The 20,567-nt window shown below is 45.3% G+C and carries 23 protein-coding genes; 18 read left to right on the top strand and 5 right to left on the bottom strand.

From position 1 onward, the window contains the following. Positions 1-207: 207 nt before the first annotated feature. The 3 genes from JFQ59_RS01190 to JFQ59_RS01200 are packed head-to-tail and all read right to left on the bottom strand — an operon-like array spanning position 208 to position 2,702. A complete protein-coding gene (locus tag JFQ59_RS01190; protein WP_202318572.1) occupies positions 208-1,161 on the bottom strand; it encodes an NrpR regulatory domain-containing protein in 954 nt (317 codons plus the stop codon). 35 nt (positions 1,162-1,196) lie between these two features. Next, a complete protein-coding gene (locus JFQ59_RS01195) occupies positions 1,197-1,871 on the bottom strand; it encodes an amino acid ABC transporter permease (protein ID WP_202318573.1) in 675 nt (224 codons plus the stop codon). A gap of 39 nt (positions 1,872-1,910) precedes the next feature. Beyond that, a complete protein-coding gene (locus JFQ59_RS01200; RefSeq protein ID WP_202318574.1) occupies positions 1,911-2,702 on the bottom strand; it encodes a basic amino acid ABC transporter substrate-binding protein in 792 nt (263 codons plus the stop codon). A gap of 93 nt (positions 2,703-2,795) precedes the next feature. Here JFQ59_RS01200 and JFQ59_RS01205 point away from each other — a divergent pair, with 93 nt between their 5' ends. Together JFQ59_RS01205 and JFQ59_RS01210 are read left to right on the top strand one after the other, a co-directional pair. Beyond that, positions 2,796-3,611: a DMT family transporter gene (locus JFQ59_RS01205; RefSeq protein ID WP_202318575.1), complete on the top strand. Its 816-nt coding sequence runs from the start codon at positions 2,796-2,798 to the stop codon at positions 3,609-3,611. A 75-nt stretch (positions 3,612-3,686) separates the two neighbouring features. Continuing rightward, positions 3,687-4,001, top strand: coding sequence for a hypothetical protein (locus tag JFQ59_RS01210; protein WP_202318576.1), 315 nt, complete (start codon positions 3,687-3,689; stop codon positions 3,999-4,001). Positions 4,002-4,005: 4 nt separating this feature from the next. Here JFQ59_RS01210 and JFQ59_RS01215 read toward each other — a convergent pair whose 3' ends face one another. Next, a complete protein-coding gene (locus JFQ59_RS01215) occupies positions 4,006-4,860 on the bottom strand; it encodes a universal stress protein (protein ID WP_202318577.1) in 855 nt (284 codons plus the stop codon). A 119-nt stretch (positions 4,861-4,979) separates the two neighbouring features. Between JFQ59_RS01215 and JFQ59_RS01220 the strand changes: the two genes are divergently transcribed. The 10 genes from JFQ59_RS01220 to JFQ59_RS01265 are packed head-to-tail and all read left to right on the top strand — an operon-like array spanning position 4,980 to position 13,448. After that, positions 4,980-6,152, top strand: coding sequence for an argininosuccinate synthase (locus tag JFQ59_RS01220; protein ID WP_202318578.1), 1,173 nt, complete (start codon positions 4,980-4,982; stop codon positions 6,150-6,152). A gap of 32 nt (positions 6,153-6,184) precedes the next feature. Then, the gene (locus tag JFQ59_RS01225) at positions 6,185-6,874 is read left to right on the top strand and encodes a competence/damage-inducible protein A (RefSeq protein ID WP_202318579.1); all 690 of its coding nucleotides are present in this window, start codon (positions 6,185-6,187) and stop codon (positions 6,872-6,874) included. Further along, positions 6,861-8,093 carry a dihydroorotase gene (locus JFQ59_RS01230; RefSeq protein ID WP_202318580.1) on the top strand — a complete coding sequence of 411 codons (1,233 nt, stop codon included), beginning with the start codon at positions 6,861-6,863 and terminating at the stop codon, positions 8,091-8,093. The genes JFQ59_RS01225 and JFQ59_RS01230 overlap by 14 nt, the downstream gene beginning before the upstream one ends. Before the next feature lie 24 nt (positions 8,094-8,117). Continuing rightward, positions 8,118-8,486 (top strand): response regulator, encoded by a 369-nt coding sequence (locus JFQ59_RS01235; protein WP_202318581.1) that lies wholly within the window; start codon positions 8,118-8,120, stop codon positions 8,484-8,486. A 38-nt stretch (positions 8,487-8,524) separates the two neighbouring features. Continuing rightward, the gene (gene cbiB, locus JFQ59_RS01240; protein ID WP_230972193.1) at positions 8,525-9,385 is read left to right on the top strand and encodes an adenosylcobinamide-phosphate synthase CbiB; all 861 of its coding nucleotides are present in this window, start codon (positions 8,525-8,527) and stop codon (positions 9,383-9,385) included. Between the two features lie 11 nt (positions 9,386-9,396). Beyond that, positions 9,397-11,475, top strand: a complete 2,079-nt coding sequence (locus JFQ59_RS01245) for a DHH family phosphoesterase (RefSeq protein ID WP_202318582.1) — start codon at positions 9,397-9,399, stop codon at positions 11,473-11,475. Positions 11,476-11,507: 32 nt separating this feature from the next. Beyond that, positions 11,508-12,077, top strand: a complete 570-nt coding sequence (locus JFQ59_RS01250; protein ID WP_202318583.1) for a DUF116 domain-containing protein — start codon at positions 11,508-11,510, stop codon at positions 12,075-12,077. After that, a complete protein-coding gene (locus JFQ59_RS01255; protein WP_202318584.1) occupies positions 12,058-12,672 on the top strand; it encodes an METTL5 family protein in 615 nt (204 codons plus the stop codon). Before JFQ59_RS01250 ends, JFQ59_RS01255 begins: the two co-directional genes overlap by 20 nt. Then, positions 12,647-13,186, top strand: a complete 540-nt coding sequence (locus JFQ59_RS01260; protein ID WP_202318785.1) for an exosome complex RNA-binding protein Csl4 — start codon at positions 12,647-12,649, stop codon at positions 13,184-13,186. Before JFQ59_RS01255 ends, JFQ59_RS01260 begins: the two co-directional genes overlap by 26 nt. Before the next feature lies 1 nt (position 13,187). After that, positions 13,188-13,448, top strand: a complete 261-nt coding sequence (locus tag JFQ59_RS01265; RefSeq protein WP_202318585.1) for an RpoL/Rpb11 RNA polymerase subunit family protein — start codon at positions 13,188-13,190, stop codon at positions 13,446-13,448. A gap of 5 nt (positions 13,449-13,453) precedes the next feature. Here JFQ59_RS01265 and JFQ59_RS01270 read toward each other — a convergent pair whose 3' ends face one another. Continuing rightward, on the bottom strand, positions 13,454-14,941 hold the full coding sequence (locus JFQ59_RS01270; protein WP_202318586.1) for a sensor histidine kinase: 1,488 nt from the start codon (positions 14,939-14,941) through the stop codon (positions 13,454-13,456). A 106-nt stretch (positions 14,942-15,047) separates the two neighbouring features. Between JFQ59_RS01270 and JFQ59_RS01275 the strand changes: the two genes are divergently transcribed. The 6 genes from JFQ59_RS01275 (at position 15,048) to JFQ59_RS01300 (ending at position 20,550) form a co-directional block, all read left to right on the top strand. Beyond that, positions 15,048-16,493, top strand: coding sequence for a menaquinone biosynthesis decarboxylase (locus tag JFQ59_RS01275; RefSeq protein WP_202318587.1), 1,446 nt, complete (start codon positions 15,048-15,050; stop codon positions 16,491-16,493). After that, on the top strand, positions 16,490-18,001 hold the full coding sequence (locus tag JFQ59_RS01280; protein WP_202318588.1) for a DUF2070 family protein: 1,512 nt from the start codon (positions 16,490-16,492) through the stop codon (positions 17,999-18,001). Before JFQ59_RS01275 ends, JFQ59_RS01280 begins: the two co-directional genes overlap by 4 nt. Positions 18,002-18,034: 33 nt before the next feature. Next, complete coding sequence (locus JFQ59_RS01285) at positions 18,035-19,204, top strand: CBS domain-containing protein (protein ID WP_202318589.1); 1,170 nt, start codon at positions 18,035-18,037, stop codon at positions 19,202-19,204. A 64-nt stretch (positions 19,205-19,268) separates the two neighbouring features. Continuing rightward, positions 19,269-19,562, top strand: coding sequence for a 50S ribosomal protein L21e (locus JFQ59_RS01290; RefSeq protein ID WP_202318590.1), 294 nt, complete (start codon positions 19,269-19,271; stop codon positions 19,560-19,562). Position 19,563: 1 nt separating this feature from the next. Then, complete coding sequence (locus JFQ59_RS01295) at positions 19,564-19,914, top strand: RNA polymerase Rpb4 (RefSeq protein WP_202318591.1); 351 nt, start codon at positions 19,564-19,566, stop codon at positions 19,912-19,914. Between the two features lie 48 nt (positions 19,915-19,962). After that, complete coding sequence (locus JFQ59_RS01300; protein ID WP_202318592.1) at positions 19,963-20,550, top strand: DUF655 domain-containing protein; 588 nt, start codon at positions 19,963-19,965, stop codon at positions 20,548-20,550. The last annotated feature ends 17 nt before the right edge of the window (positions 20,551-20,567 follow it).

Raw genomic sequence — 20,567 nt, forward strand, 5'->3', positions numbered from 1 at the left:
CGTGCCACGCATCGACAATGAGCGGAACAATTTCCTTCTCCAGAAACTCTCTGACAGCACTCCTCACAAGCCTGTCCTCGTCACTCAAAAGCTCGTCAACGTTGTAGAAGTCAACTCCTCTGAACATCTGACCACCTCGAACTGTATGTATTTAAAATTTTCAAAATTTATTACATATAAGACTTTCGGAAAAATTTTGCCATAAAATCACAAATCACGAAACTCTTTGAAATCAACAAAAAGCTCGTTCACCTTGATATCCATTGAAACGCCCTTTTCATGGATGGGTGCAAGAAAATTCAGGCCTGCACTTACAATCATTCTCGCTCTTCGCCCTGCGGGTAGACCAAATCTCCTGTCGGCTGGATGCAGCAGTTTTATCACACCACCAATGCCTTTAGACTCGGCAAGCTCCAACTCCCTTCGTGCTATATCGATCGCATACCTGCTGAATGACCTTATGGCCACGATGATTTCTCCTCTTCCTTTTTCAATCACAGAGTGTACCGAAGTCAGTCCGGCCTTCAGTAAAAGCTGTCCCGGGCTCAAAGTCGTACCAACGTAGCTTATAAGCTCCGTTATCCCTCTGGGGTTCATATCCTCGACGCTCAGCAAAGCAGCGTATTCCGGATATGTGCTGATCCCGGCTCCCCTCAGAATCACGTCTAGAAGGGTGTTGGATATCGCCCCAAGAGCGAACTTTCCCTTTGGAACTCTGATTCCTCCTATTTCTTCCATTTCATCGGTGATGACGACCTTCTTTGCAATTAGAAACGGAAAGCCATCACAGATTTCCCGGATTGTCGATAGAACCATGTCGAAATCGTTTTTGTCAATAAAGGCAACATTTGTTGGTACAAGGCCCGAGAGAGAGTACACGTCGAAATCGCAGAAGTAAACATTGAACTCTATTCTTTCCGAGAACTCTCCAAGCCGTTCAAAGGCACTCTTCCTTTTAAGCTCCTTCAGCCCTTTTTCAGTCAGCTCAGCTTTTCCACCACTGTTTCTCCTGACCAGTCCCTTTTCCTCAAGTTTTTTCAGGTGATACCTGACAGTCCTCGCTCTAATGCTTACACCGCGAAGCTCGAGCTCTTTTTCGATTTCGATCGAGCTCAAAGCACCCGATTCCTCGAGAATGCTCAGAATCTCCTCCTCGACCATCGATGGATATTTCTAATTAAAGATAAATACTTTTTTCATTTTACCTCATATACACCAAGCTTCTTCTGTGAGTAGGAAACAAGCCTGCTAAGCGGTATGGTCATGAGGAGATAGAAGAGGGCCACTCCGAGAAACGGTGTCCACGCATTGAAGGTCGTGTTGACAATCTGTCTCCCAACCCTTGTCAGCTCAACTATAGATATCACGGAGAGAAGTGAGGAATCCTTGAGCAGTGCTATAAACTCGTTGCCCAGAGCCGGAAGTATGTTGCGGAACGCCTGAGGAAAAATGACGTAACGCATCGCCTGGAGGTAGGTCATCCCTAGACTTCTTGCAGCCTCCATCTGGCCGAGAGGAATTGATTCTATTCCAACCCTTACTATTTCCGCTATGTAAGCTCCGCTGCATACACTCAGAGCGATTATTCCAGCCGGCTCAGGTTGCAGATTTATCCCAATTGCCGGAAGACCAAAATAAACAATGAGGATCTGGACAAGAAGCGGAGTACCTCTTATAACCTCAACATATGCGGTAGAGAGTGCAAAAGGAATTAAGTTTTTTGAGACCCTTCCAAGCCCGGCAATGGTGCCTATAATCAACCCAAAAAGTATTGACACCAGAGTGAGCTTCAAAGTTACCATCGCACCAAATGCAAGGTCCGGTATTATCCTGATGAACAGATCCACGTCGAACTGATTTATGGCCGCCATCGCACTGGGAAAAAAGTTAAGATATAAAAAAATTTTTTCTTACTCTCCAAACCACTTCTTGTAGATTTTATCGTACGTTCCGTCCTCCTTGATCTCCTTTAACGCCTGATTTATTGCCTTCAAAAGCTCAGGGTTATCCTTGTTGACCGCTATACCGTAGTACTCCGGTGGGAAGGCGGGATCCTCAACAACCCTGTAAACTTTCGGGTTCTCCTTCACAGCGAGGTATGCAACGAAGTTATCTATGATGGCAGCGTCAGCATCACCTTTCTGAACGGCCATCAGAGCCTCTGGAGTGCCCTCAAATCTTTTTATCTCCACTATTTTGATGCCTTTCTCGTCTATGAGTCTCTGAGCAGCAAAATCACCGGTTGTACCCTGCTGCACCGCAACCACCTTCCCAGCAAGGTCCTGAGCGCTGTTGATGCTTTTGTCGTCAGCCCTTGTCAGAATCACCTGCTTTGCCTCGAAGTACGGGTCACTGAAATCCACCTGCTTCTTCCTCTCTTCCGTGATAGTCATTGCTGAACATATCACGTCGTATTTGTGGGCCTGAAGTCCCGGAATGATACCGTCCCAGGCTGTGTTAACGAATTTCACCTCCAGACCAAGTCTTTTTGCTATTTCTGTCATCAGATCTATGTCAAATCCCGTGTACTTACCCGTCTTTTCATCGGTATACTCAAATGGAGGATATGCGATGTCACTTCCAACAGTCAGTACACCTTTCTCAACCAGCTTGATTTTCTGCTCTTCCTGGGCCTGCTGCTGTGCGCATCCGAGTACCAGAACAGCCGCCAGAATTAACAATATCGGAACAATTTTTTTCATATCAACACCTCGCCTTTACCATGTTTGGATACTTAAAAAATTTTCGATACTTAAAAGGTTAAGTTTTTAAACAAAATTTGGGGTCTGGGAGAAATGAGAAGATTGCACGCAGATCTCGGGCTTATGGTCGTTGCTTTAATATGGGGTTCGACTTTTCCCGTGGTTAAGGTAGCGCTGGAAAGCATGTCCCCGTTTGCGTTTAATACTGTCAGATTTTTTATCGCATGCCTGTTCTTCTTACCTTTTTTAAGAGGCTGGGATTTCAAAGCCGGTTTTAAAATTGGCATAGCCTCGTTTCTCGGATACACATTCCAGACGGTGGGTCTGGAGTACACCACAGCAACAAATGCGGGATTCATAACCTCAACCTATGTTGTTCTGGCCCCGATAATCTCATGGCTGGTTTACAAGGATTTATTCGACAGAAGAGACGTGTTTGGTGTGTTTCTGGCGTTTATTGGCTTCTACTTCCTTTCGGGATATTCCGGATTCAATTTTGGCGATATACTGATGCTGTTCTGTGCCCTGTTTTTTGGGGCTGAAATTGCCATGATCTCCCATTACTCCCGCATAAGCAACCCGACAATGCTCGCCTTCTGGCAGTCCTTTGCAATATTCATCCTCTCCGCACCCTTTGCAGCATTCACCACGCTAAAATTCGAAGTGAATACAACAGTTGTGGCTGCATTGCTAATCACAGCATTCTTTGCAACCTTTGTGGCCAAAATGCTTCAAAACTGGCTTCAAAGCTATACAAAATCATCCGATGCGGCAGTAATTCTATCTCTTGAAGGTGTATTCTCTCATCTGTTCAGCGTTCTTCTGCTTACCGAAATGCTGTCTCTAACGCAGTATTTTGGTGCATTTTTAATATTAGTGGCTGTAATCATAGTATCTCTCAGAGATTAGCCTGGAAATCTGAATGATTTTAATTTACCGCAATATTCTTATATTTTGAAAACAAAGATAAAATTGGGTGATAGTATGGGTGTGCACAGAATAACGAGTGAGGCTGCCAAATATTATGCACAGAGAGAAAGAGTTGTGGGATCTGGGGTGGCCTTGCTTGGAGAAGCGAGCATGAATCTGGATAAATTGACCAGTGAGCAGTTGGAAAAACTCGGAGACCTTGCAGCAAAACTTCTTCCACACTCCCCCGGATATGCAGGAAAGATGATGCCGATAGTGGCAAGGCTGTTCTGGAAACTCGCAGGAGCAGGGGAGAAGGAGTTTGGATTTGCAGAGCTTGATGAACTGGAGAAAGAGATTGAAGAGGTTAAAAAAGAGCTTGGATTCTAATTTTTTAATCGCACGGCACAATCAGTACGGGCAATACCGAGTTTCTGATGACTATTTCTGCGGTGCTGCCCATCAGTATTTGAAGTATGCTGCGTCCCCTTTTTCCTATTACTATAAGTGTTGAGCCCATTGCAGGAGCGGTCATGAGTATTTCTTTCGATGCAACACCGCTGTGGACAACAATCTGGCTGGGGAAGTCCAGTCTCTCTGCATACTTTTTCATGTTTTCTGTTGCCTTCTTTATATTTTCTTCAATATCCTTTGCACTCCCGTAATCCACAACATGCAGTAAAATTGCCTCTTTTACGAGCTCTTTGAAGAGGTCGGTAGACTGCATTATCCTATCGGAGCATGGCGAGAAATCAACCGATATCAGTGGCCGGTCAAACACCCTTCTCGCATCCCAGTAGCACTTAACGGCTTTTTTACCCCGATCCCATTCATATCTGACAAGAAGTACCGGTTTTTTTGCGGCTCTGGCAACGTTTGCTGCAGTGGAGCCTATCAGCATCTCTCTGAATATATTTTCTCCTTTCATTGGCATGTAAATCAGGTCAACATTTTCTTCCTCCGCCAGCCTGGCAATTTCCAGTGCCGGAGTCCCCATTCTTACGATGGCTCTTGTTTTTATGCCTATCTCTTCAAACTCGCTGGAAATCTGGTCAAGTTTTTTCTGATACTTTTCTACAAGAGTTTCAGCAACTTTAAGTTCCTCTGGAGTCTGCAATCCTACATCGAGAGAGTGAAACAGAATAAGCTCGTGTGCCACACCCGTTGAAAAGAATCTCGGTATGCAGTTGCCGAAGGCATATTCCGAGACCACCGAGAAATCAACTGGAAACAGCACCTTCTTTATCATATCTCTCCACCTCCTTGCGAAGAACTCTTTTTTAATTATGGGTTTAAAAAATTTTTCCTGATCAAAGCTGATATTCTTCTTCGGCTAAAAAGCTTTAAACATTCCGGCATATTTGTTACATGAAGGCAGTGCTCTCGTACTCAGGTGGCCTGGACACGACGGTCTGCATTCCACTTCTCAGGGAAAGGTACGGTTACGATGAGGTGATTACGGTCACAGTTGATATTGGCCAGCCAGAATCCGACATCAGGCAGGCAGAGGAGAGAGGGACGAAATACGCCGACAGACATTATACGGTGGATGCGAAAAGCGATTTTGTAAACGAACTGTTCAGGCTTATTAAGGCCAATGGGGAATACGAAGGGTACGTTCTCGGCACAGCTCTTGCAAGACCGCTTATCGCTGGTAAAGTTGTTGAAATTGCCAGAAAAGAAAATGCAGATGCCATTGCTCACGGATGCACAGGAAAAGGAAATGACCAGCTCAGATTCGAAAATGTATTCAGGCAGTACGGTTTTAAGGTTGTAGCCCCGGTAAGGGATCTCAATCTTACGAGAGAGTGGGAGATTGAATACGCAAGAGAACACGGCATCGACGTTCCCGCTACAAAGGAAAAACCGTACAGTATTGACGAGAATCTCTGGAGCAGAAGTATTGAAGGGGGAAAACTGGAGGATCCATCCTTCATACCGCCTGAAGAGATCTACGAATGGACGGTAAGTCCTGAGAAGGCCCCGGAAAAGGCTGAAATTATAAAAATCGATTTCGAGGAGGGTATACCCGTCGCACTTAATGACGTGAAAATGAATGGCTTTGAGCTGATTAAAAAACTGAACGAAATTGGAGGAAAGCATGGCGTGGGCAGAACGGATATGATTGAGGACAGGGTTCTCGGTCTCAAGGCGAGGGAAAATTACGAGCATCCAGCAGCTACGATTCTTATAACGGCTCACAGAGATTTGGAAAAGCTCGTTTTGAGCAGAAAAGAGTTGAAGTTCAAAAAGCTTGTTGAAGAGGAGTGGGCAGAACTCGTTTACCATGGTCTTACCAACGATCCGCTCTACGATGCTCTGAACGCCTTTATCGATACAACACAGAAGAGAGTTACCGGGTGGGTCAAAATCAGGCTTTACAAGGGATATGCATTCCCGGTTGCAAGATACTCGAATTTCGCCCTTTACTCGGAGGAACTGGTATCCTTCGATACAGAGGCAATAGACCAGAAACTTGCGGAGGGGTTCGCAGCCTTCCACGGACTGCAGGGCAGGATGTTCAAAAGACTTTTTCAGTAATATATTTTAAATTAAAACTTCTTTCTTCCATTATGGACTTCATCATAATTTCCGTTGGAAACGAAATACTGAGCGGAGACATACACAACACAAATGCCGCATACATGGCAAAAAAGCTTACCAGACTCGGACATAAGGTGAGAAGAATAATCACCATTCCTGACGATGTGGAGGAGATCGCCGAGGAGATAAGAGAGGCTGCAAAAAAAGCCGACTTTGTTCTTGTAACCGGTGGACTTGGAGCGACACATGACGATGTTACTGCCGAAGGAGTTGCGAAAGCCTTCGGGAGAAAGCTCGTTGTCAACAAACAGGTATATGAGTGGTTGAATAAAATAAGCAAAAACGAGGATGCCGTTAAAAAGATATCTTCGGTTCCTGAGGGCTGCGAAATCATCTGGAATGATGTTGGTGCAGCTCCAGCTTTTATAGTGGAGAACGTTGCCGTCATGCCCGGTGTACCGGCTGAGATGGAAAACACATTTGAAAAAATACTGGAGAGATTTGAAGAAGGCAGTTATTACGAAAAAAGCGTAAGAGTAGAGGGTTTTGAAGTGAGAATAGTTGACAGGCTCAACAGGGTGGTGGAGGAGTTTCCGGACGTGCAGATCGGATCCTACCCAAAACCGGGATACGTGGTGGTTAAGTTCTCTGGCAGCAACGAGGAAAAGGTGAAAAACGCCGTTAAAAGATTTGAGGAGCTTTTGAATGATAAGAGGTAAGGTTTTCTACAGAGGAGAGTTTATAGAGGCAGGAATTGAGGTCGATGGAGGGAGAATCAAGAAAATAGGAAAACTTGTAAAGGGTAAAGAAGTTAGAGGAGTCATTCTGCCGGCCGGAATTGATGTTCATGTCCATCTCAGAGATTTTGATGAAGCACACAAGGAAACGATTGAAACCGGAACCATGGCGGCAAAATACGGTGGCATTTGTCTCGTGGTGGACCAGCCAAATACAAGGCCCGTCGTGGACTCGGAAAAAGTTTATTTCGAGAGGATGGAGAAAGCGAAAAGTGACGTTCACGTTGATTACACCCTGAACCTCGCCCTCACCAACTCGAATTTCGGAGAAATTGCTGGAATTCTGGAAAAGATCAGGAGCAGGTACTTCGTACCGGCTGTAGGGGAGGTTTTTATTCAGCACAGCAATGATAACCTGCAGATAAGATACGAAACACTCAGACTGGCCATCTCTAATCTTAAAAACGTACTTTTGACAATTCATGCAGAGGACCCGGCGTATGTTGATACGGGCTTTCCAAATTTCAGGTTCAGAAAAAAAGAGGCGGAGGTGTTTGCGGTTCAAAAATGCCTTACCATATCCAATTTCCACTTCTGCCACATATCCACAAGAGATGCAGCAGAAAGAATCTGCAACAGCGATTCGACTTTTGAGGTAACTCCTCATCACCTGCTTCTCTCCACTGACGACTACAGGAGACTTGGATATGCCGTGAACGTAAATCCTCCCCTCAGGAGCAGGGATGAAGCAGAATGGTTGCTGAAGCACTTCCATATGGCTGATATACTAGCGTCGGATCACGCTCCACATACTCTGGAGGACAAAAAGAGTGGTGCGCCAGGATTTCCGGGTGTTGAGACGATGTATCCCATTTTTGTCCATCTCGCAGCGATGAGAATAATAAGATTTGGCGACCTTGTGGAGAAGATTGCCTCCAACCCTGCCAGAATTTTCGGCTTCAGGGGTTATGGAGAAATCAGGGTCGGCAACTATGCAAATTTTGCTGTTTTTGATCTGAAAAATGTCAGAAAGATACGGGCGGAGGACCTGCATTCAAGATGTGACTGGACACCATATGAAGGTTTTAACGCTGTATTTCCCGATAAAGTCTATCTCAAAGGTACTGATGTACTTGAAGTTGCAGAGCCAACCGGGGAGGTTTTGGGTGCCGAATTTCAAAATTATAAGAAAAGCTTTTAAGAGGAGATAAGAATTGTTGTAATAATGAGCATCAGACTAATGGTCGTTGACGACGATGATAGCATAAGAGAGATAATCAAGGTTATGCTGAAAGATTTTGAAATAATTGAAGCGTCCAATGGATTCGAAGCGATAAAGCTGTACGAAAGATTTCATCCGGAAATCGTTTTAATGGATGTCTCCATGCCACAGATGGACGGTGTAGAGGCTACAAAGGAGATACTGAAAATCGACCCAAAGGCCGTGATTATCGGTCTGACAGCCTTTGCCAGAAGCAGGGGAAAGGAAATGCTTCAGAGCGGAGCAAAGGAGGTGGTTGAAAAGCCATTCACAAGAAAAATGCTCAAAGAGATTATTGAGAAGTACGCATCAAGTGCATTAGCCGAGACATGAACACAAGCTTTTTCTAGCAAATTACACCATTTCTGCCGATGGATATCGCTGTGCTTTTAACAGCAGCAATTCTGGATTTTCTTGTTTCTGAACCACCGCTTCATATCCATCCTGTTTTCTGGTTCGGAAAGCTGATATCCTTTTTCGAGAGACTGGTGATCCGCAATGAAGCTCTCGACCTAATTTACGGTGCCATCTCCACAGCAGTAATCATTGCATTTGCGTTTTTATTGGCTTCTGCCCCATTCCCCTCTCCTCTGCGTTATGTCTGGCATGCGTACCTGCTTTTCTCCGCTATCTCGGTAAAAAGCATGGTGAAACACGCTGAAAGGTGTATTGCCGGTGGAATTGACAGGACAGCAGTGCAGCAGATCGTAAGCAGAGACACATCCGAACTTAACGAAAGCCAGCTCTGTTCGGCGGTAATTGAGTCCGTAGCTGAGAACTACGTCGATGGTCTGGTTTCACCACTCTTCTACTTTTCAGTTTTCGGTATTGGAGGGGCAATGGTATTCAAAGCGGTGAACACATGCGATGCAATGATTGGCTACAGGAAGGGACGATACGAGTACTTCGGTAAATTTGCTGCAAGGCTTGATGATGCGCTCAATTACATCCCAGCAAGAGTTTCTCTACTGTTCTTTGAGGTCTTGAAGAGGGGGGCTGCAAGATACGGCTTAAAAAATGGCGTAAAGTTCAATGGATGCAGCATAGCTGCGATGTCGTATGTTCTGAATGTGAAACTCGAAAAACCGGGATACTACTCTCTACCGGGCAGAGATGCAGATTTGAATGCCGTCAGAGAATCAGTAAAAATTTTTAAGTTCCTCAGCCTTATCGCAATTGCCTTCTTTACCGTCACAACAGCGGTCAGGATAGTATTATTAACTCAACTGTAATTGTGGGGCTGATGAAATGTGAGGCCTGCGGGGGCAGAGGCTATATTGAAGTCGAAAAAACCTGCGAAATCTGCAACGGGAGCGGAAAGGCTAGGAGTTTCGATCCAAAAATTACTGCTGAACTTTCGGATGAGCAGTTGAAGATGTTTATGAGTGGTGTGTGCGGCGTTTGCGGAGGGGCAGGGAAGGTAAAAATCATGCAGGTTTGCAGGATGTGCAACGGGACGGGAAAGGTGGGAAAGTGCAGGATTTGCGGAGCAAAAGTTGTGGGCAACCATGAGCTCTGCCCCTCCTGCAGAAGGAGGCCCCACGCTTACAGGCTCAGCAACTCCTGCGGGCTTGAGGATGTCAGGCTCAACAGAATTTACCTGGGTAGAGTTTCGGCCGTAACCGATATAGGTGTTTTCGTCAACCTGAACAAAAGGCTCAGGGGTTTGATACATAAAAAAAATCTTGGAGGCTTTAAATTCAACGAGGACGAGGAGGTGCTTGTTCAGGTTAGCAATATAACCCTCAGTGGCGAAATCGACCTAAAGCCGGTGAAGATGGACGGTTTTGCTGTTGTTGATGTTTCAAAGGAAGCCACAAGGGTCGAAATCTCAGATCTTGAACGGTACATCGGAAAAATGGTAGAAGTCAGAGGAATGGTTACGCATGTAAAATTGACAGGAGGTCCGACGATTTTTACACTCCTCGACGGAAAGGGGAGTGTTAATGCTGCCGCCTTTGAGGGGGGAGAGAGGGCGTACCCGGAGGTTAGAGCTGATGACGTTGTAAGGGTTGTCGGTGTGGTAAAGAGAAGGGACACCAAGCTACAACTGGAGATTCTTGAAATGGAAAAGCTACTGGGAAAGGAAGCATACGAGGTAAGAAAAAGAATTGAGGACGAGATCGAGAGGGCCTGTGAACCCGAGTTCAGAGGTTTCCTGATTGAGAGCAAAGTGCTTGAAGAGCTCAGGGAGGAAATGATGAGGGTGGCAAAAGAACTCAAAAGGGCGATTTACGAGTCGAGGCCCGTGATAATCAGACACCACTGGGATGCAGATGGCACATGCGGAGGTGTAGCAATTGAGAGAGCGCTTGCTGACCTGGTTGAGAGGGTGCACTCCGACAGCGAGGCAAAATACTATCTGGTAAAAAGGAAGGTTTCAAGAGCGCCGTTTTACGAGCTTGAGGATGTTGTAAGAGATCTGGATGAGAGTCTTGAGGATGTGGAGAGGCATGGGGACAAGATCCCTCTTGTCGTTCTTGTTGACAACGGTTCCGGAGTTGAGGACATTCCGGCAATAAGGCAGTTCCTGCTCTTCGGTGCTGATGTGATCACAATTGACCACCACTTTCCCGATGAGGAGGTCGATCGTTACCTGCTCCACCACGTAAATCCTTACAAGGTCGGTGGAGACAGCAACTACACCTCCGGCATTCTGTGTGTTGAAATAGCAAGAATGATCTCCGATCTTGACATGAAACATCTTGCCGCCATAAGCGTTGTTGGTGATAGGGCCGAGGGTGAGGTGGAAAAATACATAGAACTGACAGGAATAAGCAGGAAGGAGCTTGCGGATATAGCACTTGCTGTTGAATATGAGGGGTTTTACCTCAGATTCAGATCTGCCAGCCAGATAATGCACGAAATACTCGGTTTCGGAAGACAGGACAGGCACAAAAAACTTGTGGAGATGCTCTCCGGTTATGCAAAGGAGGCAATAGAGGAGCAGGTAAGAACTGCCATGGAAGGGGTCAGGGTTCAGACCCTGCCAAATGGAATTGCCCTTGCAGCACTGGATGTGGAAAACTACGCAAAGAAATTTACATTTCCACCACCCGGAAAGCTGACCGGAGAAGTTCACGACAGGTTGAAGCAAAAGCATGACAGGATTGTTACCATTGGTTACGGCCCCGACTTCGCTGTGATCAGAAGCGAGGGGGTGGAGCTTGATATTCCGAGAATAGTCAGAGAACTAAGGGAAGAAATAGTTGCAGGGGTTGATGGAGGGGGACATCTGGTTGTCGGATCCATCAAGTTCGTTCAGGCAAAAAGAAAAGAGGTGCTGGCCAGACTGGCAGCGAAGATTGGCAGTATAGGATAAAATTTAAAATCCCAACAGCTCATGTCGTATGGATGTTAGACAGAATCATATCAAAGCTTATATCTGCAGGAGCAGATTTGAGCTCGAAAAATGCGATTAAAGGGGCGCTGAAGGTTATTGGAGAAGATGAAGGGCTGGCAGATCTGATATATATTTTCGTTAAAAACAGGGCATACAAAAAAGACTGGGAGAGGCTGCCCCCATCGAAGAGGGTTGTGTTCCTACCACAGTGTCTCAGAAACTCAAAAGAATGTCGGGCGGAGCTTACGGAAAAAGGTTACATCTGCCAGAGGTGCGGAGCGTGCAGCATTGCGGAGATTGTTGAGACTGCCGAAAAAATGGGTTACAAACACATTTACATCGTTCCGGGTGGAAGCATGATTTACAGAATTTTGAAGGATATCTCGTTGGAATGTTTCTCCTGCCTTGGCGTCGCATGCATTCCTGAACTGTGCGAGGCAAGCGAGAGACTGTCCATGAAAGGCATTGCCCATCAATGTGTTCCTCTGAAAAAAACAGGATGCGTTGACACAGAGGTGGATCTGACAGAGGTAAAAAAGTTTTTGAGCATGGGACTGACTGATGAGGAAAAGAGAGCTTGAGATACTTCTAGAGGAACTGAAGGGGTTTGAAAATCCTAAAATCAAGCTTGAGCAGTACGTTACACCACCGGGGCTTGCAGCATTCATTGCAACCACAGCAAAACTGATTGGTGACTTGCACACGGTATTTGATCTCGGATGTGGAACGGGAATTCTCGCCATATCCTGCTCACTGCTTGGTGCATACTCCGTTGGTGTAGAACTCGATTTGGAGGCATTGAAAATAGCTGAAGAAAATGCAGACAGAGTCGGAGCGGAGATAGACCTGATCTGCATGGATGTGAATGATCTGCGATGCAGGGAGAAAGTTACAACGGTCATGAACCCACCGTTCGGGATCCAGAGGAGAAACGCAGATCGGTCATTTCTGAAAAAGGCGCTGGAAATTTCAAATGTAATATACACCATACACTCCGCTGGAAGCGAAGTTTTTGTCAGAAGCATGGTCTCAAGACACGGATTCACGATCACCCATCTCTGGAAACTCTCCATACCTCTGAGAAGATCATACTCGTTTCATGAAAAAGCATTTAAATATATACCCGTAGAGGTATTCAGGATTGAGAAGCATGAGAGTTGTAATGCCGGGAGATAGAATAGGCTCGTCAGAAGAGTACATTAAAGGTGAGGGTGTTTACGAGGAAAATGGAGAGCTTTTTGCTGCTGTTGCTGGAAATCTTGTGATAGAGGACAGGGTGGCAAGCGTGAGGAGTTTTTCCCCAATTCCTGAAATTGTCAAGGGAGACGTGATTTTGGGCAGGGTTGTTGATGTTCGCAACTCCCTCGCCCTCGTGGAGGTTGCCAGCAAAAGAGGTGAGAAAAGACCCCTCACCAATAAGGGAATTGGAATCCTTCACATTTCAAATGTTGACGAGAAGTACGTTAAGAACATAAACGAGGCAGTCAGCTATCTCGACATCATCAAGGCAAGGGTCATTGGGGACAACCTGAGGCTCTCAACAAAAGAAAATGAAATGGGTGTTCTGAAGGCCCTCTGCGGTGTGTGCAGAAGTGAAATGGTGAGGGAGGGCGACATGCTTAAATGTCCGGAATGTGGAAGAACCGAGAAGAGAAAAATTTCAACGGATTACGGAAAGGGGGAGTGGTAAAATGGAAGTTAAAATCGTTGAAATTGGAGATGACTACGTCAGGCTCATAGTCAAGGGAGAGGAGCATACATACCTTAATCTTCTTCAACACTACCTGGTCGAGGATGACGACGTAATCATAGCGAGGTACAACATTCCCCATCCGCTTGTCGGGGAGCCTGAACTTTACGTTCGCACAAACGGTAAAAATCCACTTGAGGTCATAAAAAAGGCAAATGAAAAAATAATCGAGGCCTGCAACACTCTGGCTGATCAGATTTGACAGGCTCAGTACTCAAAACCCTCATCACGCTTCAGAGGGGCCCTGTCATCATCGCCTGTTAAACTTCTCCTCGCTGCTTTTAATCTTATCACGAATGTTGCACCGTGCGGCTTTGTATCCTCAATCCAGATTTTCCCACCATATCTTTCTACAACCCTTTTGACTATGTATAATCCAAGACCGCTGCCCGCACTCTCTCCGAATCTGAAACTTTCCCTGAAAACCTGACCTTTTATTCCACTGGGTATTCCATGTCCGTAGTCAACGACTCTTATCTCGCACTCATCCTCAAGTTCGCTCAACCACACATCAACTCTGTCCGTTTTTCCGTGCCTTACTGCATTGGAAATGATATTCTCGATAACAGAGTATATCGCCTCGTCGGACATGGCCACGCAGTATCCGTGGACATTTACCGGAATGCTGAATGGGGACGAGACCTCTTCAACAACCTTCCTTATGTCAACCGGCTTCAGAGCGCCACTTTCAGTTGAAACAATCTTTTCGAGTTCTCTGATTTTATCGATGTAATCACTGCTTTCTCTGACTGCATTTAACGCCTTCTCAAGAAGATTGTCGTTCCTGGTAAGCATGTACGTTTCAATATACCCGGAAATTATCTGAAGCTTGTTGAGAATATCATGACGAAGCATTCTGTTTATCAGCCTCAGAACCTCCTGAAGCTCACTGACCTGCCTGAACAACTCTGCATACCTCTTTCTTTCCATATCAAGCTCGTAATAACTTAAAAACTTGATTCCACTCCTGTAGAATTGCAGAATGCTTGAAAAGAGGATTATGTTGCTGAACGCAAAAAACAGCATCGAGTAATCGTAGTTTACCAGATTTTTAAAAGAATTGAGCAGCAAAATGTCCGCTGCATATCTGGCCGTGAAATAGCCTGTAAGGGATCCGAAGTAAGCAGCACTCTCCGTTTTTAAGTACACCGATAGAAGAACCAGCAAAAGCGTGAGTACGGTAATATCGCAAATCAGAAGTTCCATCTGGAGGAATTCCGTCATATTTTGAATTCCCCTGTATGCTGTTTGATACAGTACACTGCCCATTACAGCAAGACCCAAAATTGACGGTACAAAGTGTTTCATGTGGAAATATCTCCATTCTCGCAGCGTTTTCCATATTAAAAAACCGGTAATGGGAATGCTGGAAATAAGCGTCAGAGGTGGGTAGTAGTAAAACGCGATTCTGTTCAGGCTAAAATAGCCCTCAACCCACACAATTTGACCGACAGTCAAAGTGGCCACAATGGTCACAAGAGTGAGGAAGAAAAGAGAAAGAAACAGGACTCTTTTCTCGTTATCTGACACTCTTGAAAGAAACCCGGACATCAACATGGCCAGAACAAGGAGAAACAAATTGTAAAAATAAATAACAGTCATAAATATGGAATCAGAAATAAGATTATAATAGTGAATGACCACAATAAGAACGTACAGTAGTCCCAGAAGGACTGCATTTCTGTAAATACTCATTATAGTAATTATGTAATAAATAGTTAATAAACTTAACTCCAGTCTTTTTTTGATAGAAAATCATTTTTTATAAACCTTTTTTAAACCGGGGGGATAGGGAGCATCAATGGCTTACGAGGATCTGAGAGAATTTATTGAAAAACTTGAGGCTGAAAATCAACTGGCCAGGATAAACGACGAAATAAGTCCAGTTCTTGAAATGACCGAAGTAGCTGACAGAACGGTGAAATCCGGAGGCAAAGCTCTTCTCTTCGAGAAGCCAAAGGGTTACAAAATTCCAGTTCTTCTGAATGCTTTTGGTACAGAGAGAAGAATGTGCCTCGCTCTTGAAGTTGATAGGCTCGAAGATGTGGGACGCAGGCTGACTTCCGCTCTGGAATTCCGCCCCTCCTCCTTTATGGACGCTCTGAAAGGGATAGGAATTTTCAAGGAGTTCATGTCATTTGTACCCAAAAAAACGAGCAGAGCTCCCTGCAAAGAAGTTGAAGCAGAGAGTCTTGATAAATTTCCAATCCTGAAGTGCTGGCCAAAGGATGGTGGAAAATTCATAACACTGCCCGTTGTGATCACCAAGGACCCTGAAACTGGAGAGATAAATGCGGGAATGTACAGAATGCAGGTGTACGATGGTAAAACCACAGGTATGCACTGGCAGATCCACAAACACGGGGCGGAGCACTTCAGAAAAATGGCAGAGATTGGTGGTGGAAAGATAGAGGTGGCCGTCGCAATAGGCGTTGATCCCGCAACACTTTACGCTGCAACTGCTCCACTACCCTCAGGGGTGAACGAATTCATGTTTGCAGGATTCCTCAGAAAGGAGAGGTTGAAGCTCGTCGATTGTGATACTGTTGACCTTCAGGTTCCCGCAACAGCCGAAATAGTGCTGGAGGGTTACGTGAAGACAGACGAGTTCAGGATCGAAGGGCCGTTCGGAGATCACACGGGATACTACACTCCTCCCGAGCCATATCCTGTCTTTCACATAACCCACATCACCCACAGAGAAGATCCGGTTTACCATGCCACCGTGGTTGGAAGACCACCGATGGAAGATGCATGGCTGGGCAAGGCAACGGAAAGAATTTTTCTGCCCATTATAAGGCTGATCCATCCTGAAATTGTCGACATTAATCTTCCAGTGGAGGGGGCATTCCACAATCTTGCAGTAGTTTCGATACGGAAAAGGTACCCGGGACAGGCAAAGAAGGTGATGTATGCTCTCTGGGGGATGGGAATGCTGTCACTGACAAAGATTCTCGTGGTTGTGGACTCGGATGTAGACGTTCACAACATGAGCGAGGTAATCTGGGCAGTAACATCCCGTTTTGACCCCTCGAGGGATATTGTGATCCTGCCCCCCTCTCCCACAGACTCTCTTGACCATTCAGCGTACCTGCCGAATCTCGCAGGCAAGCTCGGCATAGATGCAACCAGGAAAATGAAAGATGAGGGATACAGCAGAGAATGGCCGGAAGTCATTGAGATGGACGAGGAGACCAGGGCAAGGGTAGACAAAATCTGGGAGAGCATAAAGAACATCGTGCTATGAGGAGCTTTGAATCCCTTTATTACAAACTGTTCTCAATTCCAAAACCAAAAGTGATGGTATCTTTATCCGTTTCCATCGCCATCCTCCTGTCTCTCATTCAATTTAAAATTCTGCTTCTCTGGCTGGCAATCTTTTTCACATCAGTGTTGGGAATAAAGCTGGTAAAGCTGAAATTTGAGCTGAAAAGGATTTCATTTCTCGCCATCTTCATCTCTGTCTTGACCACACCATCCTTACTTCTGAAAGGTAACGTGGCTGCAACCTCCTTTATTCTCTTCCTGACGTACTATTTCTGTTCAGAAAAAAAGTTTCCTGCCTTATCTCTCGGATTCGTTCCATACATCCTCGTTGACGCTTCCGTCCAAACTGCTGTTTTGCTGGCGATCTCACTTGCTCTCACGCTCATCTACTTAAGAATTTTAGATATAACTGTGGGGAAGGTGAACATCAGAGATTTTGTGGAATCCTTCGTTCTGTTCTGGCTTACTTCAGATGCCAGATACATGGAGACCTTTCTCAGCAGGTATTCTGAAGATTTTGAAGGCAGAGTTAGATGTCTGAGTCTGGATGGCTACAGGATCATCTCCACAGATTTTCATCCGGGCCCCTTCAGGAACGTGGGTGGAGCAAGAATGGTTGAAATACTTTCAAATCCGAATGGTGTTTATCTCCACTCCCCCACATCCCACACAAGGAACCCTGTCAACAGCGATGAGGTCAGAAAAATTGCCGCCTCGCTCAGATGCTCGGATGAAATTTTAAAGCCCTTAAAGCCCTTCAGAGTAGAAGGAGAGAATTTTGAAGTTTTCTGCATGCCATTTGATAAGCTAAAAATCATGTTCGTCAGCGGAAAACGACGTATCGATGATTTTGTGATGCATTCGGATAACATCGTGATCGACTGCCACAATGCTCACGAAAATGACTACGATCCGAACATGGAGGATATTGAGGAAATTTCAAGACTTGTGAAGATCGCTGAAGAAAAAGGGAGCGACCCCGTTGAAGAGTTTAAGTTTGCAGTTGTTAAAATGAGGGCAGAGAGCGAAAGCATATGCGGTTATGTGTCTGCAGTCCTTATGAACTGTGACGGAGAAAGTTACGCCATAGTCATTTTTGACTCCAACAACATTGATCTGGTGTTCAGAAAGCACGTTGAGAAACTTTTCAGAGATATCGGCTATACCGCAATTGTCACATCCACAGATAACCATGCCAAAACAGGTATCAGGGCGAGACAATCATACAGACCGGCAGGTGGGTGTGAGGAGGACTGGAAGATAGCAGAAATGCTAGTAAATAAGTGCAGAAATGTATCGCTGAGCAGTGGAGAATGGAGGTATGGTGAAAGTAGAGTCAGGATCAAGGTGATGGGAGAGAAGCTTCTGAAAGATGCGGAGGTCGCTGCACAGAGTAGGGCAACATTTCTTATCGCAAACTTTTTAGGATTTGCCGTATTAGTGTATTTGCTCTCAGTAATTGGCTGGTGGGCAACATTAATGTTATAAGTACAGTGTGAAAAGCAGGGGAGGTGATTGTTCATGGATGTTGAGGAACTAAAAGAGCTGGTCAGAGAGGATTATGAAATGGTCGATGCAGGCGAGACCGTCTCAAAACTGTTCCCGCTGCTGGAAAAACTTGACAGGGATAAGGCGAATGCAATTCTGGTCCAGGAGGGCGGGAAGGTTATCGGAGTTGTGAGGGAAAAGGATCTGATAAGAGGTAGTGTCTTGAAAAACCCTCACGAGACGAAGGTAAAGTCCCTGCTGGTCAGAACCGGCAAGATAGATATTTCCGATCTGGATCCTGCCAAAGTTGCCAGAAGGTTTGTTGAAGATTCAACACCTTTTGTTATCGTTCAAATGGGCAAAAAGTTCGGTGTAATTTACATTAACGATTTCTTAAGAAAGTTAAGGCCCTTTTTCAAAGGTGTGAAGGTCAGAGAGGTTATGAATCCAGAAGTTATAACCGTCAGAAGATTTGATACTGCCGCCAAAGCGCTCTCAATAATGAGGAACAATGGGGTTGACAGGGTCGTGATCGTTGACGAAAACAACAGGGTGATAGGGATTCTGACGGGAAAGGACGTTATAGACAGAGTCATTTCACCGAGAAAAAGGGCCAGGATGGGTGATCTGAGCGGTGAGAAGGAAAAAACTCTCTCCATAATGGTAGAGAGCATTATGAGTTCGCCCGTACTCTCAGTGAGCAGAAACGACAGTGTCGGAGACGTTATCGATTTAATGGTCGAAAACAGGATTTCAAGTGTTGTGGTCACAACAGATGGAATTCCCGACGGCATAGTTTTGAAGAAAGACATCCTGGAGGAGTTTCTTAAAAGGCAGGAGAAAAAGGAGTTTGGAATCCAGATAATGACCACGGGCATAACCCTTGATGAGTTCGACAGAAAGACGATTGAGGAGGATGTGGAGAAGTTCATGAGAAAATTCTCGGAGTTTCTCGGAGAGAGCTATATTTTCGTTTACATAAAGAGACACAAGGAATTCTTCCGCAATCTGCCCCTCATACATGTGAGGTTGAAGCTTTCCAGTGCAAGAGGAAATTTCATGGTCAGCGGCGAAAGCTGGGGAGTCGAGTATGCCCTGCATGTAGCACTTAAAAAGCTTGAGAGAGAAGTTCTGAAGGAAAAGGAAATTCTGCAGGATAGAAGGATGGAAAAGAAGTTTTATGAGGAGGTCTTTGAGTATTAATTTTTTATATTTGCAGTAAAAAGCCTTAAATAGCCCGTGCAATTCAGTCAAATGGGGATCGACGATGGGCTGGAAGTCTCATGGTTTCAGGTTTAAGTCAGGAAGAAAACTGAGAAAGAGAGTTAGAGAGAGAGGTATAAGAATCAGAAAGTTCCTCCAAACATTCGAGGTGGGGCAGAGGGTTCACATTGACATCGAGCCCGCCTCGCAAAAGGGAATGCCCCACCCAAGATTTCAGGGACGAACAGGAGTCGTCATCGGACAGAGAGGGAGAGCATACCTGGTCCAGGTGAGGGACGGAGGAAAAATGAAAACCCTCATCGTGAGGCCTGAACATCTGAAACCGCAAAGTGGTTGAAATGTTCAAGGAAGTAAAGGATTTTGAATACATCACAATTTCGGAAGCGAAAGAAATAATGGAAGAAATTGCCAGAAAGAGGCAGGAAGAGGGTGAACTTCTTTTTGAAACACGGAGAGCTCTCAAACATCTCCGCCTTTTTGCAAAACTTCCTGCCGATAGGGCAAAGGAGCTTGTTGATGAGCTCGTCAAACTGCCCCAGGTGGGCAGGAAGGAGCTCGCCGTAAAGCTTGCAGATATAATGCCCAGAATCCCGGATGAAGTAAGAATAATTTACGCTAAAGAAAGGGTCACGCTAACACCTGAACAGATAGAAGAAATTCTCGACATCCTGGATAGGTACCGTATTTAAGAAAAACATAAATAGTTAGCACACTATTTTGAAAAAGGAGCTGATGCTATGGAAAGGCAAAAAATGGATAGAACCGATAGCCGAGATAAGCTTGAAGATTACGCCTACGTTCTGGACTTCATGCCCTACGGCCATCCGGATGACAAAAGACCCATTCACAAGAGAGAACCGCTGGCTCAGGTCGTTGGAGAAAAGTACTTCACACTCCTCGAGGTGAGCATCAAAAAGGATAAGTCTCCTCTCGTGATGGACAGGGTTTACATCGGAAAGGGAGAGAGGGATGTGGTCAGGAAAATCAAGAGAAGGCTGAGGTACGACGATCTGACTCCTGCAGCGAAGGCGGAGCTTCCCTTTGTACTGGAGCACATCATCAAAACCAACGAGAAAACGTACGTTGACTTCTTCAACAACGCAGAGTCCATAACCACGAGAATGCATCAGTTGGAACTCCTGCCGGGAGTGGGAAAGAAGATGATGTGGGCGATAATCGAGGAAAGGAAAAAACGCCCGTTTGAGAGCTTTGAAGATATTGCGAAAAGAGTTAAGGGCATTCAGAAGCCCGAAAAACTCATTGTAGGCAGAATAATCTACGAAATCCAGAATCCTCAGACCAAGTACAGGCTGTTTACTGCTTGAAAAAATTAATATATTTT

Source organism: Archaeoglobus neptunius, from assembly GCF_016757965.1.
GTDB lineage: Archaea > Halobacteriota > Archaeoglobi > Archaeoglobales > Archaeoglobaceae > Archaeoglobus > Archaeoglobus neptunius.

Bases quoted from the DNA above. Each gene is read 5' to 3' on its own strand.
- JFQ59_RS01195 (WP_202318573.1), bottom strand. From the start codon at position 1,871: ATGGCGGCCATAAATCAGTTCGACGTGGATCTGTTCATCAGGATAATA.
- JFQ59_RS01265 (WP_202318585.1), top strand. From the start codon at position 13,188: ATGGAAGTTAAAATCGTTGAAATTGGAGATGACTACGTCAGGCTCATA.
- JFQ59_RS01200 (WP_202318574.1), bottom strand. From the start codon at position 2,702: ATGAAAAAAATTGTTCCGATATTGTTAATTCTGGCGGCTGTTCTGGTA.
- JFQ59_RS01280 (WP_202318588.1), top strand. From the start codon at position 16,490: ATGAGGAGCTTTGAATCCCTTTATTACAAACTGTTCTCAATTCCAAAA.
- JFQ59_RS01270 (WP_202318586.1), bottom strand. From the start codon at position 14,941: ATGAGTATTTACAGAAATGCAGTCCTTCTGGGACTACTGTACGTTCTT.
- JFQ59_RS01235 (WP_202318581.1), top strand. From the start codon at position 8,118: ATGAGCATCAGACTAATGGTCGTTGACGACGATGATAGCATAAGAGAG.
- JFQ59_RS01220 (WP_202318578.1), top strand. From the start codon at position 4,980: ATGAAGGCAGTGCTCTCGTACTCAGGTGGCCTGGACACGACGGTCTGC.
- JFQ59_RS01255 (WP_202318584.1), top strand. From the start codon at position 12,058: ATGAGGAAAAGAGAGCTTGAGATACTTCTAGAGGAACTGAAGGGGTTT.
- JFQ59_RS01300 (WP_202318592.1), top strand. From the start codon at position 19,963: ATGGAAAGGCAAAAAATGGATAGAACCGATAGCCGAGATAAGCTTGAA.
- JFQ59_RS01260 (WP_202318785.1), top strand. From the start codon at position 12,647: ATGAGAGTTGTAATGCCGGGAGATAGAATAGGCTCGTCAGAAGAGTAC.
- JFQ59_RS01190 (WP_202318572.1), bottom strand. From the start codon at position 1,161: ATGGTCGAGGAGGAGATTCTGAGCATTCTCGAGGAATCGGGTGCTTTG.
- JFQ59_RS01290 (WP_202318590.1), top strand. From the start codon at position 19,269: ATGGGCTGGAAGTCTCATGGTTTCAGGTTTAAGTCAGGAAGAAAACTG.
- JFQ59_RS01285 (WP_202318589.1), top strand. From the start codon at position 18,035: ATGGATGTTGAGGAACTAAAAGAGCTGGTCAGAGAGGATTATGAAATG.
- JFQ59_RS01215 (WP_202318577.1), bottom strand. From the start codon at position 4,860: ATGATAAAGAAGGTGCTGTTTCCAGTTGATTTCTCGGTGGTCTCGGAA.
- JFQ59_RS01210 (WP_202318576.1), top strand. From the start codon at position 3,687: ATGGGTGTGCACAGAATAACGAGTGAGGCTGCCAAATATTATGCACAG.
- JFQ59_RS01205 (WP_202318575.1), top strand. From the start codon at position 2,796: ATGAGAAGATTGCACGCAGATCTCGGGCTTATGGTCGTTGCTTTAATA.
- JFQ59_RS01295 (WP_202318591.1), top strand. From the start codon at position 19,564: ATGTTCAAGGAAGTAAAGGATTTTGAATACATCACAATTTCGGAAGCG.
- JFQ59_RS01225 (WP_202318579.1), top strand. From the start codon at position 6,185: ATGGACTTCATCATAATTTCCGTTGGAAACGAAATACTGAGCGGAGAC.
- JFQ59_RS01230 (WP_202318580.1), top strand. From the start codon at position 6,861: ATGATAAGAGGTAAGGTTTTCTACAGAGGAGAGTTTATAGAGGCAGGA.
- JFQ59_RS01275 (WP_202318587.1), top strand. From the start codon at position 15,048: ATGGCTTACGAGGATCTGAGAGAATTTATTGAAAAACTTGAGGCTGAA.
- JFQ59_RS01245 (WP_202318582.1), top strand. From the start codon at position 9,397: ATGAAATGTGAGGCCTGCGGGGGCAGAGGCTATATTGAAGTCGAAAAA.
- cbiB (WP_230972193.1), top strand. From the start codon at position 8,525: ATGGATATCGCTGTGCTTTTAACAGCAGCAATTCTGGATTTTCTTGTT.
- JFQ59_RS01250 (WP_202318583.1), top strand. From the start codon at position 11,508: ATGTTAGACAGAATCATATCAAAGCTTATATCTGCAGGAGCAGATTTG.